Here is a 15,763-nt window from a genome sequence, read left to right on the forward strand (position 1 = left end):
CGGGCAGGCTGATCAAACCAGCACGGGCTCGTATTCGAGCGTGATGCCGAATTTCTGCGCCACAGCCTGCTGCACGGCGCTGGCCAGTGCGTGAATCTCCTCGCCGCTGGCCCCTCCCTTGTTCACCAGAACCAGGGCGTGGCGCGCATCCACGGCGGCGCGGCCAAGGCTCTTGCCCTTCCAGCCACTGGCATCGATCATCCACGCAGCAGCCAGTTTGTAGGTGCCATCATCCAGCGGATAGCTGACGATCTCGGGAAAGTCCTGCAGGATTTCATTGCGGATGGTGCGGTTGACCACCGGGTTCTTGAAGAAACTGCCGGCATTGCCAAGTACGGCTGGATCGGGCAGTTTGGCGCGGCGGATCATGCACACAGCCTCGAAAATCTGCCACGCATCGGGCGCGGCAATGCCGAGTTTGCCGAAGTGCCGTTCCAGGTCGGCATAGCCGAGCACCGGCCGCCAAGGTTTGGGCAGGCGCAAACGCAGCTGCGTGATGATGGACTTGCCAGCCAGCTCGCGTTTGAACAGGCTGTCGCGATAGCCGAAGCGGCAGGCAGCCGCGTCCAGCGTGACGACGCGGCCTGTGGTCAGGTCCACGGCGTCGAGCGACTCGAAGCGCTCCGCCAGCTCCAGTCCATAGGCGCCGATGTTCTGCACCGGCGCGGCGCCAGCGGTTCCAGGGATGAGGGCGAGGTTCTCCAGCCCCCCGAAGCCTTGCTCCAGGCTCCAGCGCACGAGATCGTGCCAGCCCACACCCGCACCGGCTTCGAGAATGGTGGCATCGGCGCCGTCGCGCACCACGCGCAAGCCGCCGATCTCGACTTTGACGACGAGCGCCTGCGGGTCACGCGTGAGCAGCAGGTTGCTGCCGCCGCCCAGGACGAGTTTCGGCAGCACACCGAGTTCGGGGTGGTCGACCAGTTGCCGCACCTCACGCTGGCTGTGCACGCGCACCAAGCGGGCGGCGTGCGCTGCCACACCGAAGGTGTTCATGGCGGCCAGGGGAACGTGGGTTTCGAGTCGCAGGTCCATACAATCGGTGGCTTCGGTCAAACGACCATTATCTTCGCCCGATCCAGCACCATGCCATCTTTCGACGCAGTCCTTGAACCCAACCTGATCGAGATCCGCAATGCGGTCGACCAGACCAGCAAGGAAACCCATAACCGTTTCGACTTCAAGGGCAGTTCGGCCAAGGTGGACCTGGCCGACAAGCTCATCACGGCCTGGGCTGACAGCGACTTCCAGCTCGGCCAGGTGCGTGACGTGCTGATGAGCAAGATGGCCAAGCGCAATGTGGACGTGCGCTTTCTCGATCTCGGAAAAATCGAGACCGTCGGTGGCGACAAGGTCAAGCAGGTCATCACCGTGAAATCCGGCATTCCGCAGGACTTGGCCAAACGCATCACCACGGCGGTGAAGGAGTCCAAGCTCAAGCTGCAATCGGCCATTCAGGGGGATGTGGTGCGCATCACCGGGGCCAAGCGCGACGACCTGCAAACCGCCATGGCCTTGCTGGGCAAGGCCATCACCGACGCGCCGTTGTCGTTCACCAACTTTCGCGACTGATGCGCGCTTCGCCCTCCACGGCTGCCGCATGTCGGCTGCAGGCATTGCGGCGGCTGCGTCAGCTCGCGGCCTTGGCCCTGTTCGGCGGCTGTGCCGCAGCTGGCGCGCAGAGTGTGAGTCTGGTCGGCAGTTTCGGCAACAAGGCCCTGCTGGTGATCGACGGCGCTGCGCCCAAGGCCGTGGCAGCGGGGCAAAGCCAGCAGGGCGTGAAAGTCGTGCGCGTGGGCGACGGGTCGGCCGTGGTGAGTGTGGGCGGCCAACAGCAAGAGCTGCGCGTGGGCGCAAGCCCCGTGAACCTGGCTGGCAAGGGCGCGGCATCGACCGTGCTGCAAGCGCTGCCGAATGGCCAGTTCGTCACTGAGGGGCGCATCAACGGCAAACTCGTTCGCATGATGGTGGACACCGGAGCCACCATGGTGTCCCTGAGCCGCGCGCAAGCGATTCAACTCGGCCTGTCGCTGCAAGGCGGGCGTCCGATTGCCGTGCACACGGCGAACGGCGTCGTCCAGGCAACCGAAATCATGTTGCGTTCCGTGCGCGTCGGCGCCATCGAACGCCGCGAAGTGCCAGCCGTCATCCAGGACTCGTCGCTGCCCATCGTGTTGCTGGGCATGAGCTTTCTCAAGCACCTGGATTTGCAGCACAACGCCGACCAGCTGACGTTGACGGCGCGCTACTGATCGACCATCGGCTTCAAGGCTAGGGCTGCTTGCGCCCGATGCGACTTTCCTTGCCATCCAGCAGATTGCGGACATTTCTGCGGTGCCGCCACACCACCAGCGCCGAGATGGCGACGACCGCCAGCAGCATGGCCATGTCGCCCTTCCAAACCAATCCGCTACCCAGCCAGTCGTAGAACGGCGCGAACACGGCCGCCGAGAGCGCCGCCAGGGACGAGTAGCGCGTGAAGATGGCGACGATCAACCAGGTTGCGATCGTCGCCAAACCCAACCAGGGGCTGATGGCCAGCAGGATGCCGGCTGCGGTGGCCACGCCTTTGCCCCCCTTGAACTGGAAAAAGATGGGGTAGAGATGACCCAGAAAAACGGCCACGGCCACCAGGGGCACAGCGGCGGGCTCAAGCCACCCGGCCTGGGCGCCCCAAGACGCCAGCCAGACCGGCAGCCAACCCTTGAAGGCATCGAGCAACAGGGTCAACACGGCGGCCAGCTTGCTGCCTGAGCGCAGCACATTGGTGGCGCCCGGATTGCCGGAGCCGAAACTGCGTGGGTCCGGCAGCCCCATGAACCAGCTGACGACCACGGCAAAGGCAATGGAGCCGAGCAGATAGGCGGCAAGGGCTGCAAGAAGGGCGGTGAAGGTGAGATTCATCGCTGCGGATTCTATTGACCCCGGGTTCAGGATCGCCATGCAAGCCGTCGAGCTGGCAAGCTGCCTGGATCGGCGATCCGGAATTCGCAACTCAGGCCGCCAGTGGCAGGGCGCAGTGCACGGGTCGCGCATGAAGCTGCGCCGTGAGCAGGGCCGGCTCCATCCCCAGCAGCAGGCCACGACGCCCACCGTTGATGTAGATGCGCTCCAGCTCCAGCACCGTTGCCTCGACATAGATGGGCATGGTCTTGCGCAAGGCGAACGGCGAGGTTCCACCCACCTGGTAGCCACTGTGCCGCTGCGCCACGGCGGGGCTGCAGGGCTGTACGGTTTTGGCGCCGATGGCCCGCGCCAGGTTCTTGGTCGAAACCTGGCAATCTCCATGCATCAGCACCACAAGCGGCTTTGCCGTTTCGCTCTGCATCACCAGAGTCTTGATCACGGCGTGCAGGGGAAGTCCCAGGGCTTCAGCGCCCCAGGTCGCTCCGCCATGGTCCACGTAGTCGTAGACGTGCAAACTGAAGTCGACGGACCGGCCGCGCAGCCATGTGGTCGCGGGAGTTTCGCTGGGTTTGTGGGCCGAATGCATGCGGGTTCAACGCGCGTGAAGCAACGACGAAACCCTATTGCAGCAGCCGGCAGCCTTTCTGCCAAGTCATGCTTGCGACGGCGAACGCCTGGCCGGCAGCGACAGCGGGCCGATAGCCTTACCCGGAGTCACGCGGGGGCAGCGGCCTAGAATCCAGCCATGCCTGCTGCACCCAACGCCGATCTGCACTGCCACTCGACCGTGTCGGACGGAACGCTTGCACCTGCTGCACTGGCCCACCGCGCGCATGGCAATGGCGTGCAGCTCTGGGCACTGACCGATCACGATGAAACCGGCGGCCTTGCCGAGGCCGGCGAAGCTGCACTTGCCCTGGGCCTGCGGTTCGTGCCGGGTGTGGAAATCTCCGTTTCGGTGGGGGCACAAACCGTGCACATCGTGGGCCTGGGCATCGACCCGACCCACCCAACCTTGCTGGCCGGCTTGGCCCAGGTGCGCTCCGGGCGCGAATTGCGCGCCCGCATGATGGCGCGATCGCTCGAGCAGCAAACCGGCCTGCGCGACGTCTATCTCGGCGCAGCGCGGCATGCCGGCAACCCTACCCTGATCTCGAGGACCCATTTCGCGCGCTTCCTGGTCGAGCACGGCATCTGCGGCAATACACATGAAGTGTTCGGGCGCTTCCTCACCCCCGGCAAGCCGGGCTATGTCGAACACGACTGGGCCACGCTGCAAGACGCGCTGGGCTGGATTCAGGCCGCAGGCGGACATGCCGTGATTGCCCACCCCGGGCGCTACCGCTTCAACTCGACCGAGGAGCTGGCGCTGTTCACCAGCTTCAAGGACATGGGCGGCGCCGGGGTTGAAGTGATGACGGGCAGCCACAGCGCGGCGGATTTCCGCAAGTACGCCGGCATGGCACTGGCGTTCAATTTGCGTGCTTCGCGCGGCTCGGACTTCCACAGTCCGCAGGAAAGTCGCTGCGATCTGGGCCAACTCCCGCCGCTTCCCGCCGATCTCGCCCCCATCTGGGAGTTGTTGCACTGACGGCTCGGCCCCGCCTGCCTGGCGGACAATGCCGCATCAGCCGCTCCTTCCGCATCCAGCATGGCGCAATACTTCCACATCCATCCGGACAATCCGCAGCCGCGGCTCATCAAGCAGGCCTGCGCCATTCTCCACGGCGGCGGCATCGCGGCCATTCCCACCGACTCGTCGTATGCCCTGGTCTGCCATCTGGACGACAAGGCCGCGGCCGAGCGCCTGCGCCGCATCCGCCAGGTCGACGACAAGCACCATCTCACCCTGCTCTGCAGCGATCTGTCCGAACTCGGCGCCTATGCGCTGGTCGACAACCGCCAGTTCCGCCTGCTGCGCGCAGCCACACCCGGACCCTACACCTTCATTCTGGAAGCCACCAAAGAAGTGCCGCGACGCCTGTCGCACCCCTCGCGCAAGACCATCGGCGTGCGCGTGCCGGAACATACCGTCACCCACGCGCTGCTGGCCGAACTGGGTCAGCCCCTGCTCGCCACCACGCTCATCCTTCCCGGTCAATCCGAGTCCTTGAATGATCCTGAGGACATTCGCACCCAGCTCGAAAAACTGGTGGAACTGGTGCTCGATTCCGGGCCCTGTCCGCAGCAAGCCACCACGGTGATCGATCTTTGCAGCGCTCCACCCACGGTGGTGCGCTTGGGGCGCGGCGCACTCGGCCCACTGGGCCTGAGCGCCGAAGCATGACGCCAGCCCTGCAGCACAGATCCTGATCCTGCCCCCACCCCCGAACCCCCAATCCCCACAAGCCATTCATGGACCAACTCATCCAGGCCGTCACCATCTACGCCTTGCCGGTGCTCTTCGCCATCACCCTGCACGAGGCTGCGCATGGTTATGCGGCACGTCATTTCGGTGACAACACGGCTTACATGATGGGACGCGTGTCGCTCAACCCGGCACGCCACATCGACCCCATCGGCACCATCCTCGTGCCATTGGTGCTGTATTTCGCCACCGGCGGCGCCTTCCTTTTTGGCTACGCGAAACCGGTGCCGGTGAATTTCGGCGCCTTGCGCAACCCCAAGCGCGACATGATCTGGGTGGCACTGGCTGGCCCCGGTTCCAATTTCCTGCAGGCTTTTTTGTGGGGGCTGGTGCTCATTGCCTTGAACGCCTTCGGCAACACTGAAATCTATTTCTATGACGTGGCCCGAGCCGGTATTTTGGTCAACATCGTCATGTTCGTGTTCAACCTGTTCCCCATCCCACCGCTCGACGGTGGACGCGTCCTGGTCGGCCTGCTGCCGGTGCGCCAAGCCATCGCCCTGTCACGCATCGAGCCTTACGGGTTTTTCATCGTCATGGCGCTCGTGCTCACCGGGATCATCACCACCGTCTGGCTGATCCCCCTCATGGGCCTGACACAAACCGTGCTCGGCCTGCTGCTGACCCCTTTCAAGCTGCTGCTCTGAGGGGGCCCGAGGGGGGATGAGAAAACTTGGGGCGGCCCGGCGTTTTCTCATGCGCCTGAGGCGTCCGCGGGCGGTTCCCCGCGGACTCTCAAGAACTGGCGAGCGCCGACAAGGCTTCAAGCACTTCGTCCGGCTTCACACCTTGTGGCAAGACCACTGGCGCGCTAGCCAGCACGGCCCCACCATCCGCCTTGAGCTTTTGGATCCACGCCCCAGCCTCCTTGCCCTGGGCAAAGCCATGGCTTTGCAATAAAACACGGTCGCCGGGTCCGGTGAACTTGAAATAGAACAAGCCATCCGCCTCGCGGTATTGCTTGAATGACGGTGCAGCAAGCTTGCCCCTGTCGGCCTTGCCGCCGTCCGACTCACCGGGTGATGCGCGCGCGACCGCCAGCATGCGGCGCAAGCCCACGGCCTGACGCAGTTCAGCGATGAACGGTTGCGCCAGACGGCGCGCCTTGCCGGCCCCGGCCATCAAGAGATCTTCCAGCCGATCCGGGTGCGCCATGAACTCGGCATAGCGTGCGCGCATGGGCGCCAGTTCGGCCTCCACCAGGGCGAACAAGTGCTGCTTGGCCTCCCCCCAGCCCAAGCCGGCTCGAAGTTCGTTCCGAAAGTTGGCGTTCTGCTCGGGCTCGGCAAAGGCTTCATACAGCGTCACCAGGTGCGAAGCGTCGGGATCCTTCGGCTCCCCAGGAAGCCTGGAGTCGGTCACGATGCGTGCGATGGCTTCACCCAAGGCCTTGGTTCCACCCTCGAACAAAGGGATGGTGTTGTCGTAGCTCTTGCTCATCTTGCGCCCATCGAGTCCTGGCAGAGTCGCAACCTGCTCTTCGACCACCGCTTCGGGCAGCACAAAAAAATCGCGTCCGCCACCAAACATGTGGTTGAAGCGCTGTGCCAAATCGCGTGTCATTTCGATGTGCTGCACCTGATCACGGCCGACCGGAACCAGATGGGCGTTGAACATCAGGATGTCGGCCGCCATCAACACGGGATAGCTGAACAAACCCATGGTCACACCTGCGTCCAGATCCTCCCCGGCGGCGGCATTGGCATCACAAGCGGCCTTGTAGGCATGGGCCCGGTTCATCATGCCCTTGGGACACACACAGGTCAGCAACCAGGTCAGTTCCAGAACTTCGGGCACGTCGCTCTGGCGGTAGAACGTGACCAGCTCTGGATCCAGGCCGCTGGCCAGCCAAGTGGCGGCGAGTTCCAAGCGGGAGCGCTCGATGCGCTGTGGATCGTCGCACTTGATCAGCGCGTGGTAATCCGCCAGGAAAAAAAAACTCTGTACGTTCTCACGTCGACTGGCTTGGATTGCCGGCCGGATGGCACCGACGTAATTGCCGAGGTGGGGAGTACCCGTGGTCGTGATGCCTGTCAGGACTCTGGTTGTCGTCACGGTTGGTCTCGCGAAACTCGCTTTGCAAATGATGTCCGGCTCAGTCTAATGGCATGCGCTTGTCTGGCACTGCGGCCTGCGTACGGCAGAAATGCTGTCATGCGGCAAGCAGCAGAAGTCGTGTTGGCCGTGTTTAACGCGGCGCTTGACCACGCTGGCCCCGGCGGCGTGCAACCAGCCACCAAACCACAAACACCAGAGCCAGGAGCAAGAGCAAACCAATCTCGACCCGCTGCACTTGCCCGGACAACACCGAAAGCGCCTGTCCAAACACCCATCCCAGGCCGGCGAACAAAGGAGCCCAGATCAAAGCGCCGACTGCATTGAACAGCGCAAACCGGCCTGGTGTGACGCCTGCCATGCCAATGATGATGGGCCCTGCAATACGCAGCCCATACAAAAAGCGCACGCCAATGATGGCCCAATGCGGGTAGCGCCGCAACAAACTTTCGACGCGTGGAAACTGCGCGGCCAGCCGGGGAAAACGCGCCAACAAACGCGCACCCCATAAGCGTCCGATCCAATAGAAGAATTGATCGCCCAGGGTGGCTGCAAGCGCCGCCACCAAGACGACCAGCCCCCAATTGAGCAGGCCACGATGGGCTGCGTAGCCCGCGGCCAGCAACACGGTTTCGCCTTCGGCAAATGCGCCCACGGCGACGGCTGCATAGCCCCAATCGTGAATCCACTGTTCTAGCACGCTGTCTCCAGGGACGGCCGCGCCATGCAGGGCGGACCAACGCGCGTGATCATAAAAAAACCGGCTCGAGGAGCCGGTTTTTCAGAGCCTGGGGCGACGCGGCGAGAGGAACCCCGCAGTGCGCCGCAAGCAGAAAACTTTGATCTCAGATGGGGCGGATCTGTGAAGCTTGCGGGCCCTTGGGGCCAGCCTTCACGGTGAATTCCACGCGCTGATTTTCTTGCAGGGTACGGAAACCCTTGGATTGGATTTCACTGAAGTGAGCGAACAGGTCTTCGCCGCCTTCGTCGGGTTTGATAAAGCCAAAACCCTTGCTTTCATTGAACCATTTCACGATGCCGGTGGGCATAATCATCCTTTCGAATCTTGAACATTAAGAAGAATGCAAATCTTCAACAAGCCCAGCCGGTGTATTGAAACTCATGAAACCTAACTGTAGGTAGAAACTACCCGTCTTGAAGCGACTGCAGGATCTACTATACACCGATTGGTGTGTTTGCAAGTGCATCGTGCGAAGCACGCCACAAATCCCCAACAGCCGACCAGCGCACCGTTGCCCCGGTGCCACAGGGTGGCTGTGTTGACTCGACGAGCACCACCTCCCATGCAGGTTTTTCGCGGCTTTCATCACGCGGCGCTGGCGACACCCAGCGCTGTCAGCATCGGCAATTTCGATGGTGTCCACCGCGGGCACCAGGCCATGCTCGCCTTGCTGGTGAGCGAGGCGCGGCATCGCAAGCTGGCCTCCTGCGTGTTGACCTTCGAGCCCCATCCGCGCGACTATTTCGCCGCCATGCAAGGCATGCCGGATCTGGCTCCAGCGCGCGTGGCCGGCCTGCGTGACAAGCTGGCGGAATTGGAGCGCTGCGGCATTGATCGCGTGGTCGTGCTGCGCTTCAACCAGCAACTGGCATCTCTGCCAGCCCAGGACTTCATCCAGCAAGTGCTGCTCGACGGGCTGCATGCGCGCTATGTGCTGGTTGGCGACGACTTTCGCTTCGGCGCCAAGCGCGCTGGCGACTACGCCATGCTCGACGCGCAAGGTCTGCGCCTGGGCTTCGACGTGGCCCGCTTGAACGCCTATGAAGTGCATGGGCGGCGCGTTTCCAGCTCCGCCGTGCGACAGGCCCTGGCCAGCGGTGACATGACTCTGGCGGCGAGCCTGCTCGACCGGCCCTACGCCATTTCCGGCCATGTGCAGCATGGGCGCAAGTTGGGGCGCACGCTGGGCTTTCCGACCCTCAACCTGCGCCTGGCGCATGCCCGTCCTGCGGCGCGTGGCATCTTCGCCGTGCGTGTGCACGGCCTGGCCGAGCAGCCCCTGGACGGCGTTGCCAGCCTGGGGCTGCGCCCCACGGTGGACGACTCGGGCCGGGTGCTGCTGGAGACCTATGTGCTCGATTGGGTGGGAGATGCCTACGGTAAACTCGTCCGCGTGGAACTGCTGCATAAATTGCGCGATGAAGCGCACTACGACTCGCTGGATGCCCTGACCGCGGCCATCGCCGCCGATGTGCAGCAGGCGCGCGCCTGGTTCGCGATCACCCGCCGCCACACCAGTTCATCCCGAATTTGACGCGAGCCCCGGCATTCGCGTCGCGGGCCCGCAGCCCTGTTGCGGCCTCGCACTCCACCCCTTCCGTTCGCGCCCTCCCGGCGCCCCGCTCTCGCCATGACTGATTCCAAACCCGATTACCGCGCCACGCTCAACCTGCCCGACACCGCCTTTCCGATGCGCGGCGACCTGCCCAAGCGCGAGCCGGGCTGGATTGCGCAGTGGGAGGCCCATGGCGTGTACCAGCGCCTGCGCGCGGCCCGCGTCGGGCGGCCGAAGTTCATCCTGCACGACGGCCCGCCCTACGCCAACGGCCAGATCCACATGGGCCACGCCGTGAACAAGGTGCTCAAGGACATGATCACCAAGGCGCGCCAGCTCGCCGGATTCGACGCGCTGTACGTCCCGGGCTGGGACTGTCATGGCCTGCCGATCGAGAATGCCATCGAGAAGAAATATGGCCGCAATCTGAGCCGCGACGACATGCAGGCCAAGAGCCGCGCCTACGCCGCCGAGCAGATCGCGCAGCAGATGGCCGACTTCAAGCGCCTGGGCGTGCTGGGCGACTGGGACCACCCCTACCGCACCATGGACCCGGCGAACGAGGCCGGCGAGATCCGCGCCTTCAAGCGCGTGATCGAACGCGGCTTCGTCTACCGCGGCCTCAAGCCGGTGCACTGGTGTTTCGACTGCCACTCCTCGCTGGCCGAGTTCGAGATCGAATACGCCGACAAGAAGTCCCAGACCCTGGACGTGGGTTTTCTGTGCGCCGAGCCCGAAAAACTCGCTGCCGCTTTCGGCCTGCCCAGGCTGGACCAGGACGCCTACGCCGTCATCTGGACCACCACCGCCTGGACCCTGCCCGCCAACCAGGCGCTCAACCTCAACCCCGGACTCGACTACTGCCTGGTGGACACCGCACGCGGCCTGCTGCTGCTGGCCGCGGCGCGGGTCGAGGACTGCCTGCAGCGCTATGGGCTCGAAGGCCGCGTCGTCGCCACCACCAAGGGACGGGGCCTGGGCGGCATTGCGTTCCGCCACCCGCTCAGCGCGGTGCATCCCGGCTATGACAGGCCGAGTCCGGTCTTTCTCGCCGACTACGCCACGGCGGAAGACGGCACCGGCATCGTGCACTCCTCGCCCGCCTATGGCGTGGAAGACTTCAACTCCTGCGTCGCCCACGGCGTGGCCATCGACGCCATCCTCAACCCGGTGCAGGGTGACGGTGTGTACGCCGCCGACCTGCCGCTGTTCGGCGGCATGCACATCTGGAAAGCCACGCCGGTCATCATCGAGGCCTTGCGCCAGGCCGGCAGGCTGCTCGCCACCCACGACATCCAGCACAGCTACCCGCATTGCTGGCGCCACAAGAGCCCGGTGATCTACCGCGCCGCGGCGCAATGGTTCATCCGCATGGACGAAGGCGTGGGCGTGTTCACCAAGGACAAGGCGCCCAAGACCCTGCGGCAGATGGCGCTGGACGCCATCGACCACACCGGCTTCTATCCCGAGAACGGGCGCGCCCGGCTGCGCGACATGATCGCCAACCGGCCCGACTGGTGCATCTCGCGCCAGCGCGCCTGGGGCGTGCCGCTGCCCTTCTTCCTGCACAAGGACACGGGCGAGCTGCACCCGCGCACCATGGGCATCCTCGACCAGGCGGCCGCCCTGGTCGAGCAGGGCGGCATCGAGGCCTGGAGCCGCGTCACGGCCGAGGACATCCTCGGCCCCGGCGACGCGCCGCACTACATCAAGAGCAGCGACATTCTCGAGGTGTGGTTCGACTCGGGCTCGACCTTTTTCCACGTCCTGCGCGGCACCCACCCCGAGGCCCACCACGACACCGGGCCCGAGGCCGACCTCTACCTGGAAGGCCATGACCAGCACCGCGGCTGGTTCCACAGCTCGCTGCTGCTGGCCTGCGCGCTGGAAGGCCGCGCGCCCTACAAGAGCCTGCTGACCCACGGCTTCACCGTCGACAGCCAGGGTCGCAAGATGAGCAAATCGCTGGGCAATGGCGTGGATCCGCTGGAAACCAGCAAGAAGCTGGGTGCGGAAATCATCCGCCTGTGGGTGGCCTCCAGCGACTACTCGGGCGACATCGCCGGCGACGACAAAATCCTCGCGCGCGTGGTCGACAGCTACCGCCGCGTGCGCAACACCCTGCGCTTCCTGCTCGCCAACGTGGCCGATTTCGACCCCGCCACCCAGGCCGTTGCGGTGGAGCAGATGCTAGAGATCGACCGCTGGGCGCTGGCCCGCGCTGGCGAATTCCAGGCCACGGTGCTGCAGCATTACGAGGCCTACGAATTCCATCCGGTCGTGGCCAAGCTGCTCATCTTCTGCTCCGAAGACCTCGGCGGCTTCTACCTCGACGTGCTCAAGGACCGGCTCTACACCACCCCGGCCCAGGGCCTGCCGCGGCGCAGCGCGCAGACGGCGCTGTGGCATCTCACCCATGCCATGCTGCGCTGGATTGCCCCCTTCCTCAGCTTCACCGCGGAAGAAGCATGGCGCCACTTCGCCCCGGCCCGTGCCGCCGAGACCGGCAGCATCTTCGTCGAGACTTATCACGCCCTGCCGGAGCCGGCTGATGCTGCTGCATTGCTGGCCAAATGGGCGCGCGTGCGCGCGGTGCGCGACGAGGTCAACCGCGCGGTGGAAACCGTGCGCACCGAAGGCAAGCTCGGCTCGTCGCTGCAGGCCTGGGTGGACCTCACGGCGCCCGGGCCCGACCATGCCCTGCTCGCCAGCTTGCAGGATGAACTCAAGTTCGCCTTCATCACCTCGCAGGCCAGACTCCTGGAGGGCAGCGAACTGGCCGTGCAGGTGCAGGCGGCCGATGCTGCCGGGGCCAGCAAATGCGAGCGCTGCTGGCATTGGGAAACCGATGTCGGTGCCGATGCCGGCCACCCCGGGCTGTGCCTGCGCTGCGTGGGCAATCTGCAAGGGCCGGGCGAGGTGCGCCGGTTTGCCTGAGGCGGCCGGACCTGACAGCACGCCGCACACCATTGCGCGACCAGCATTCCGCCACGCTCATCCTGACCCACCCCATCCATGAACCAGCCCAGCCGCGCGCCTTCGTCCGACTCAACGCCCAAATCCGCGTCCAACGCGCACCCCAAGGTCTGGCCCTGGTTGCTCACGGCAGCCTTGGTGCTGGCGCTCGACCAGTTCAGCAAATGGCTGATCACGCAGGACTTGCCGCTCTATGCTAGCCGTCCCATCACCGGGTTTTTCAACCTGGTGCACTTCGAGAATCCGGGCGCCGCTTTTTCCTTTCTCGCCGGGGCCGCGGGCTGGCAGCGCTGGCTGTTCACCGCGCTGAGTCTGGCCGCTTCCGCGCTCATCGTCTGGCTGCTGTTCCGGCATCGCGGCAAGACGCTGTTCAGCCTTGCGCTGGCGCTGATCCTCGGCGGTGCCCTGGGGAATGTCGCCGACCGCCTGGTGTGGGGCCATGTCACCGACTTTCTCGATTTCTACATCACCGTCGGCGGCCGGCAATGGCACTGGCCCGCGTTCAACCTGGCCGACAGCTCCATCTTCGTGGGAGCCGTCTTGCTGCTGCTGGACGAATGGCGCCAGACGCGCAAGCGCAAGGGCGACGCGGGCTGAGGCACGCGGCGCCTCGCAAGGCGCGTCGTCCATCCGCTCAGGGTTCAAGCACGATGCTGCCGGTGGTGGCGCGGCTTTCCAGCGCGATGTGCGCCTGCGCCGCATCGCGCAGGGCGAAGCGCTGGCCGATGAGCGGCTTGACCTGCCCCGAGCCGACCACGGCGAACAATTCCGCGGCCATCTGTTCCAGCGTGTCGCGGTCGGCGATATGGGTCATCAAGGTCGGCCGGGTGACGTAGAGCGAACCCTTGGCCGCCAGGTCGGTGAGGGTCACCGGTGGCACCGGGCCGGAGGCATTGCCGAAGCTGACCATCAGGCCGAAGGGTTGCAGGCAGGCGAGCGAGCGCTCCCAGGTGTCGCGGCCGACCGAGTCGTACACCACCGCAACGCCCTTGCCGCCAGTCAGCTCCTTGACGCGCGACACCAGGTCGTAGCTGCGGTAGTTGATGCAATGGGCATAGCCGTTTTGCAGCGCCAGGCGGCACTTTTCGTCGCTGCCGGCGGTGCCGATGAGTTGCACGCCCAGCGCCCGTGCCCATTGCCCGGCGATCAGGCCGACACCGCCGGCTGCGGCGTGGAACAGGGCGACATCGCCAGCCTGCAGCTTGCGGGTGCGGCGCAGCAGGAACTGGGCGGTCAAGCCCTTGAGCATCATGGCTGCGGCGGTATCGAAGGCGATCGCATCCGGCAGCTTCACCAGCACCCGTGCCGGCATCACCCGCGCCTGCGCGTAGGCTCCGGTCGGGCCGTTGCAGTAGGCCACGCGGTCGCCGGGCGCGAAGCTGGTCACGCCCTCGCCCACGGCCTCCACGGTTCCCGCGGCTTCCAGGCCGAGTCCGGCCGGGAACTGCAGCGGATAGAGGCCGGTGCGGTGATAGACGTCGATGAAGTTCACGCCTACGGCGCCGTGGCGCACGCGCACTTCACCGGGGCCCGGGTTGCCCAGCGGCAACTCCTGCCACTGCAGGACTTCGGGGCCGCCGGTGCGATCGATGCGAATGGCGTGGGTGGTGGTCATGGTGGTCTCCGGAAATGGTTTTGATGGGCGTGCAAATCAAACCGCATTGTGCCCATTCAGCGGCAAGTTTGCAGGCCCGATCCGACCCTTCACCCAGGCGGCTTCAGCCGAACCGCGCCCTGCTCTGCCATGCGGCCAGCATCAAGGCGCCTGCCGCCAGTGCCGCCCCGGTGCCGAAGGCGTAGGGCGCGCCGAAGTCTTGCCATAGCCAACCCGCGCCGAACCCGGCAAGCAATTGCAGCAAACCGCTGATGAGGTAGTACACCCCGAACGCCGTACCGCGCAGAGTCTGTGGCGCGGCGGCCGCCACGGCGGCTGCGAACACCCCCTGTGTCAGTCCCAGGTGCAGTCCGTACAGCGCCACGCCCAGCCAAAGTGCCGGCATGCCGGGCAGCGCCAGCAGCAGCATGGATGCGAGCAACACCCCCATCCCCGACATCAGCAAGACGCGCCGGCCGTAACGCTGCGCCAGCACGCCGGCGGGGTAGGCGCTTGCTGCATACACCAGGCTGAACAGCAGGGTGACGAGCGGAATCCACAACAAGGGCACACCCTGCTGTTGACCGCGCAGCACCAGAAAGGCCTCGGACAAACGGGCCAGGGTGAAGACGCCGGCCAAGGCCACCACGCCCCAGTAGGGGCGCGGCAGGCTGCGGACCACGGCGAAGCGCGGCGCTTTGTCCACCCCCGGCTGTTTGCTGCGGGAGGCAGCGGAGCGCGCGCCCAAGTTCGCCGGTTCACGCACCCCGAATACGAGAATGCCCACCGCCACCACGGCCGGCAGCACACCGAACCACAACAGCAATCGCAGCCGGTCGTGCAGCCACCAGAGCAGGCCGATAGCGGCCAGCGGTCCGAGGAAAGCGCCCACCGTGTCCATGCTCTGGCGCAAACCGTAGGCGGCGTTGCGCAACGGCTCGGGCGTGGCATCGGCCAGCAGCGCATCGCGCGGTGCGCCGCGAATGCCTTTGCCGATGCGGTCGATGAAGCGCGCGGCGATCACTTCCGTCGCGCCCGATGCCAGCGGGAACAGCGGCTTGGTCGCGGCCGAAAGTCCATAGCCCAGAACCGCCAGCAGCTTGCGCTTGCCCAGGCGGTCGGACAGCGCGCCGGAAAACGCCTTGAGCACCGAGGCCGTGGCTTCGGCAAGGCCTTCCACCAGCCCGACGACCACGACGCTCAAGCCGAGCACGCTGGTCATGTAAACCGGCAGCACCGCGTGGATGAGTTCGGACGACATGTCCATGAACAGACTCACCCAGCCGAGCAGCCAGACGGTGCGGGGCAGGCGCGTGTTCGGCGCGGGGTTTGGGGACGTTTCGAGTATGGCCAAGGGCTGTGCGCCAACGGGGCGAAAAAGCGGCAGCAGCGAGCGGCAGCAGCGCTGCCCGGGGTGGTTCAGGGCGGTTAAGCACAGTCTAAGGCGACGCTGAACAAGTTCCCGTGATGCAGCGCGCCTTGCATCGGGATGGGATGCAAGGCGCAAACCACAGCCATAGCCCAAGCTATGGCGCGGATTTGCAACGCCGCAGACCGCCCGAGGCG

16 protein-coding genes are annotated in these 15,763 nt (G+C 65.3%); 8 read left to right on the plus strand and 8 right to left on the minus strand.

Annotated elements, in window-relative coordinates; all coding sequences use genetic code 11:
* Positions 1-12 precede the first annotated feature (12 nt).
* Entirely contained in the window at positions 13-1,035 is a 1,023-nt protein-coding gene (gene murB / locus ACYCUK_RS15480) for a UDP-N-acetylmuramate dehydrogenase (RefSeq protein ID WP_461595594.1), read from the minus strand.
* A 51-nt stretch (positions 1,036-1,086) separates the two neighbouring features.
* Between murB and ACYCUK_RS15485 the strand changes: the two genes are divergently transcribed.
* Together ACYCUK_RS15485 and ACYCUK_RS15490 are read left to right on the plus strand one after the other, a co-directional pair.
* On the plus strand, positions 1,087-1,572 hold the full coding sequence (locus tag ACYCUK_RS15485) for a YajQ family cyclic di-GMP-binding protein (RefSeq protein ID WP_461595595.1): 486 nt from the start codon (positions 1,087-1,089) through the stop codon (positions 1,570-1,572).
* Positions 1,572-2,252, plus strand: coding sequence for a retropepsin-like aspartic protease family protein (locus ACYCUK_RS15490; RefSeq protein WP_461595596.1), 681 nt, complete (start codon positions 1,572-1,574; stop codon positions 2,250-2,252). Before ACYCUK_RS15485 ends, ACYCUK_RS15490 begins: the two co-directional genes overlap by 1 nt.
* 19 nt (positions 2,253-2,271) lie before the next feature.
* Here ACYCUK_RS15490 and plsY read toward each other — a convergent pair whose 3' ends face one another.
* Both plsY and ACYCUK_RS15500 read right to left on the minus strand, forming a co-directional pair.
* The gene (plsY, locus tag ACYCUK_RS15495) at positions 2,272-2,904 is read right to left on the minus strand and encodes a glycerol-3-phosphate 1-O-acyltransferase PlsY (protein WP_461595597.1); all 633 of its coding nucleotides are present in this window, start codon (positions 2,902-2,904) and stop codon (positions 2,272-2,274) included.
* A gap of 91 nt (positions 2,905-2,995) precedes the next feature.
* Positions 2,996-3,493 carry an aminoacyl-tRNA deacylase gene (locus ACYCUK_RS15500; RefSeq protein ID WP_461595598.1) on the minus strand — a complete coding sequence of 166 codons (498 nt, stop codon included), beginning with the start codon at positions 3,491-3,493 and terminating at the stop codon, positions 2,996-2,998.
* 159 nt (positions 3,494-3,652) lie between these two features.
* Between ACYCUK_RS15500 and ACYCUK_RS15505 the strand changes: the two genes are divergently transcribed.
* The 3 genes from ACYCUK_RS15505 (at position 3,653) to ACYCUK_RS15515 (ending at position 5,922) form a co-directional block, all read left to right on the plus strand.
* A complete protein-coding gene (locus ACYCUK_RS15505) occupies positions 3,653-4,498 on the plus strand; it encodes a 3',5'-nucleoside bisphosphate phosphatase (RefSeq protein WP_461595599.1) in 846 nt (281 codons plus the stop codon).
* A 60-nt stretch (positions 4,499-4,558) separates the two neighbouring features.
* A complete protein-coding gene (locus ACYCUK_RS15510; protein ID WP_112487402.1) occupies positions 4,559-5,194 on the plus strand; it encodes an L-threonylcarbamoyladenylate synthase in 636 nt (211 codons plus the stop codon).
* A gap of 68 nt (positions 5,195-5,262) precedes the next feature.
* Positions 5,263-5,922, plus strand: coding sequence for a site-2 protease family protein (locus tag ACYCUK_RS15515; protein WP_461595600.1), 660 nt, complete (start codon positions 5,263-5,265; stop codon positions 5,920-5,922).
* Positions 5,923-6,010: 88 nt separating this feature from the next.
* On the opposite strand, the gene ACYCUK_RS15520 is transcribed toward ACYCUK_RS15515, so the two are convergent.
* The 3 genes from ACYCUK_RS15520 to ACYCUK_RS15530 all read right to left on the minus strand — a co-directional run bounded on the left by ACYCUK_RS15520 (position 6,011) and on the right by ACYCUK_RS15530 (position 8,379).
* Complete coding sequence (locus ACYCUK_RS15520) at positions 6,011-7,330, minus strand: tryptophan--tRNA ligase (protein ID WP_461595601.1); 1,320 nt, start codon at positions 7,328-7,330, stop codon at positions 6,011-6,013.
* Positions 7,331-7,463: 133 nt separating this feature from the next.
* Positions 7,464-8,030, minus strand: coding sequence for a DedA family protein (locus tag ACYCUK_RS15525; protein WP_461595602.1), 567 nt, complete (start codon positions 8,028-8,030; stop codon positions 7,464-7,466).
* A gap of 145 nt (positions 8,031-8,175) precedes the next feature.
* Positions 8,176-8,379 carry a cold-shock protein gene (locus ACYCUK_RS15530; protein WP_031405959.1) on the minus strand — a complete coding sequence of 68 codons (204 nt, stop codon included), beginning with the start codon at positions 8,377-8,379 and terminating at the stop codon, positions 8,176-8,178.
* Between the two features lie 255 nt (positions 8,380-8,634).
* On the opposite strand from ACYCUK_RS15530, the gene ACYCUK_RS15535 reads away from it, so the two are divergent.
* The 3 genes from ACYCUK_RS15535 (at position 8,635) to lspA (ending at position 13,200) form a co-directional block, all read left to right on the plus strand.
* A complete protein-coding gene (locus ACYCUK_RS15535) occupies positions 8,635-9,606 on the plus strand; it encodes a bifunctional riboflavin kinase/FAD synthetase (protein WP_461595603.1) in 972 nt (323 codons plus the stop codon).
* A 96-nt stretch (positions 9,607-9,702) separates the two neighbouring features.
* Positions 9,703-12,564, plus strand: coding sequence for an isoleucine--tRNA ligase (gene ileS / locus ACYCUK_RS15540; RefSeq protein WP_461595604.1), 2,862 nt, complete (start codon positions 9,703-9,705; stop codon positions 12,562-12,564).
* A gap of 78 nt (positions 12,565-12,642) precedes the next feature.
* Positions 12,643-13,200, plus strand: coding sequence for a signal peptidase II (gene lspA / locus ACYCUK_RS15545; protein ID WP_461595605.1), 558 nt, complete (start codon positions 12,643-12,645; stop codon positions 13,198-13,200).
* A gap of 37 nt (positions 13,201-13,237) precedes the next feature.
* Here the strand turns inward: lspA and ACYCUK_RS15550 are convergent, their stop codons facing one another.
* Together ACYCUK_RS15550 and ACYCUK_RS15555 are read right to left on the minus strand one after the other, a co-directional pair.
* Positions 13,238-14,218 (minus strand): quinone oxidoreductase family protein, encoded by a 981-nt coding sequence (locus tag ACYCUK_RS15550; protein ID WP_461595606.1) that lies wholly within the window; start codon positions 14,216-14,218, stop codon positions 13,238-13,240.
* A 103-nt stretch (positions 14,219-14,321) separates the two neighbouring features.
* Positions 14,322-15,551, minus strand: coding sequence for an MFS transporter (locus tag ACYCUK_RS15555; RefSeq protein ID WP_461595607.1), 1,230 nt, complete (start codon positions 15,549-15,551; stop codon positions 14,322-14,324).
* Positions 15,552-15,763 lie beyond the last annotated feature (212 nt).

Source organism: Thiomonas sp., assembly GCF_054608695.1.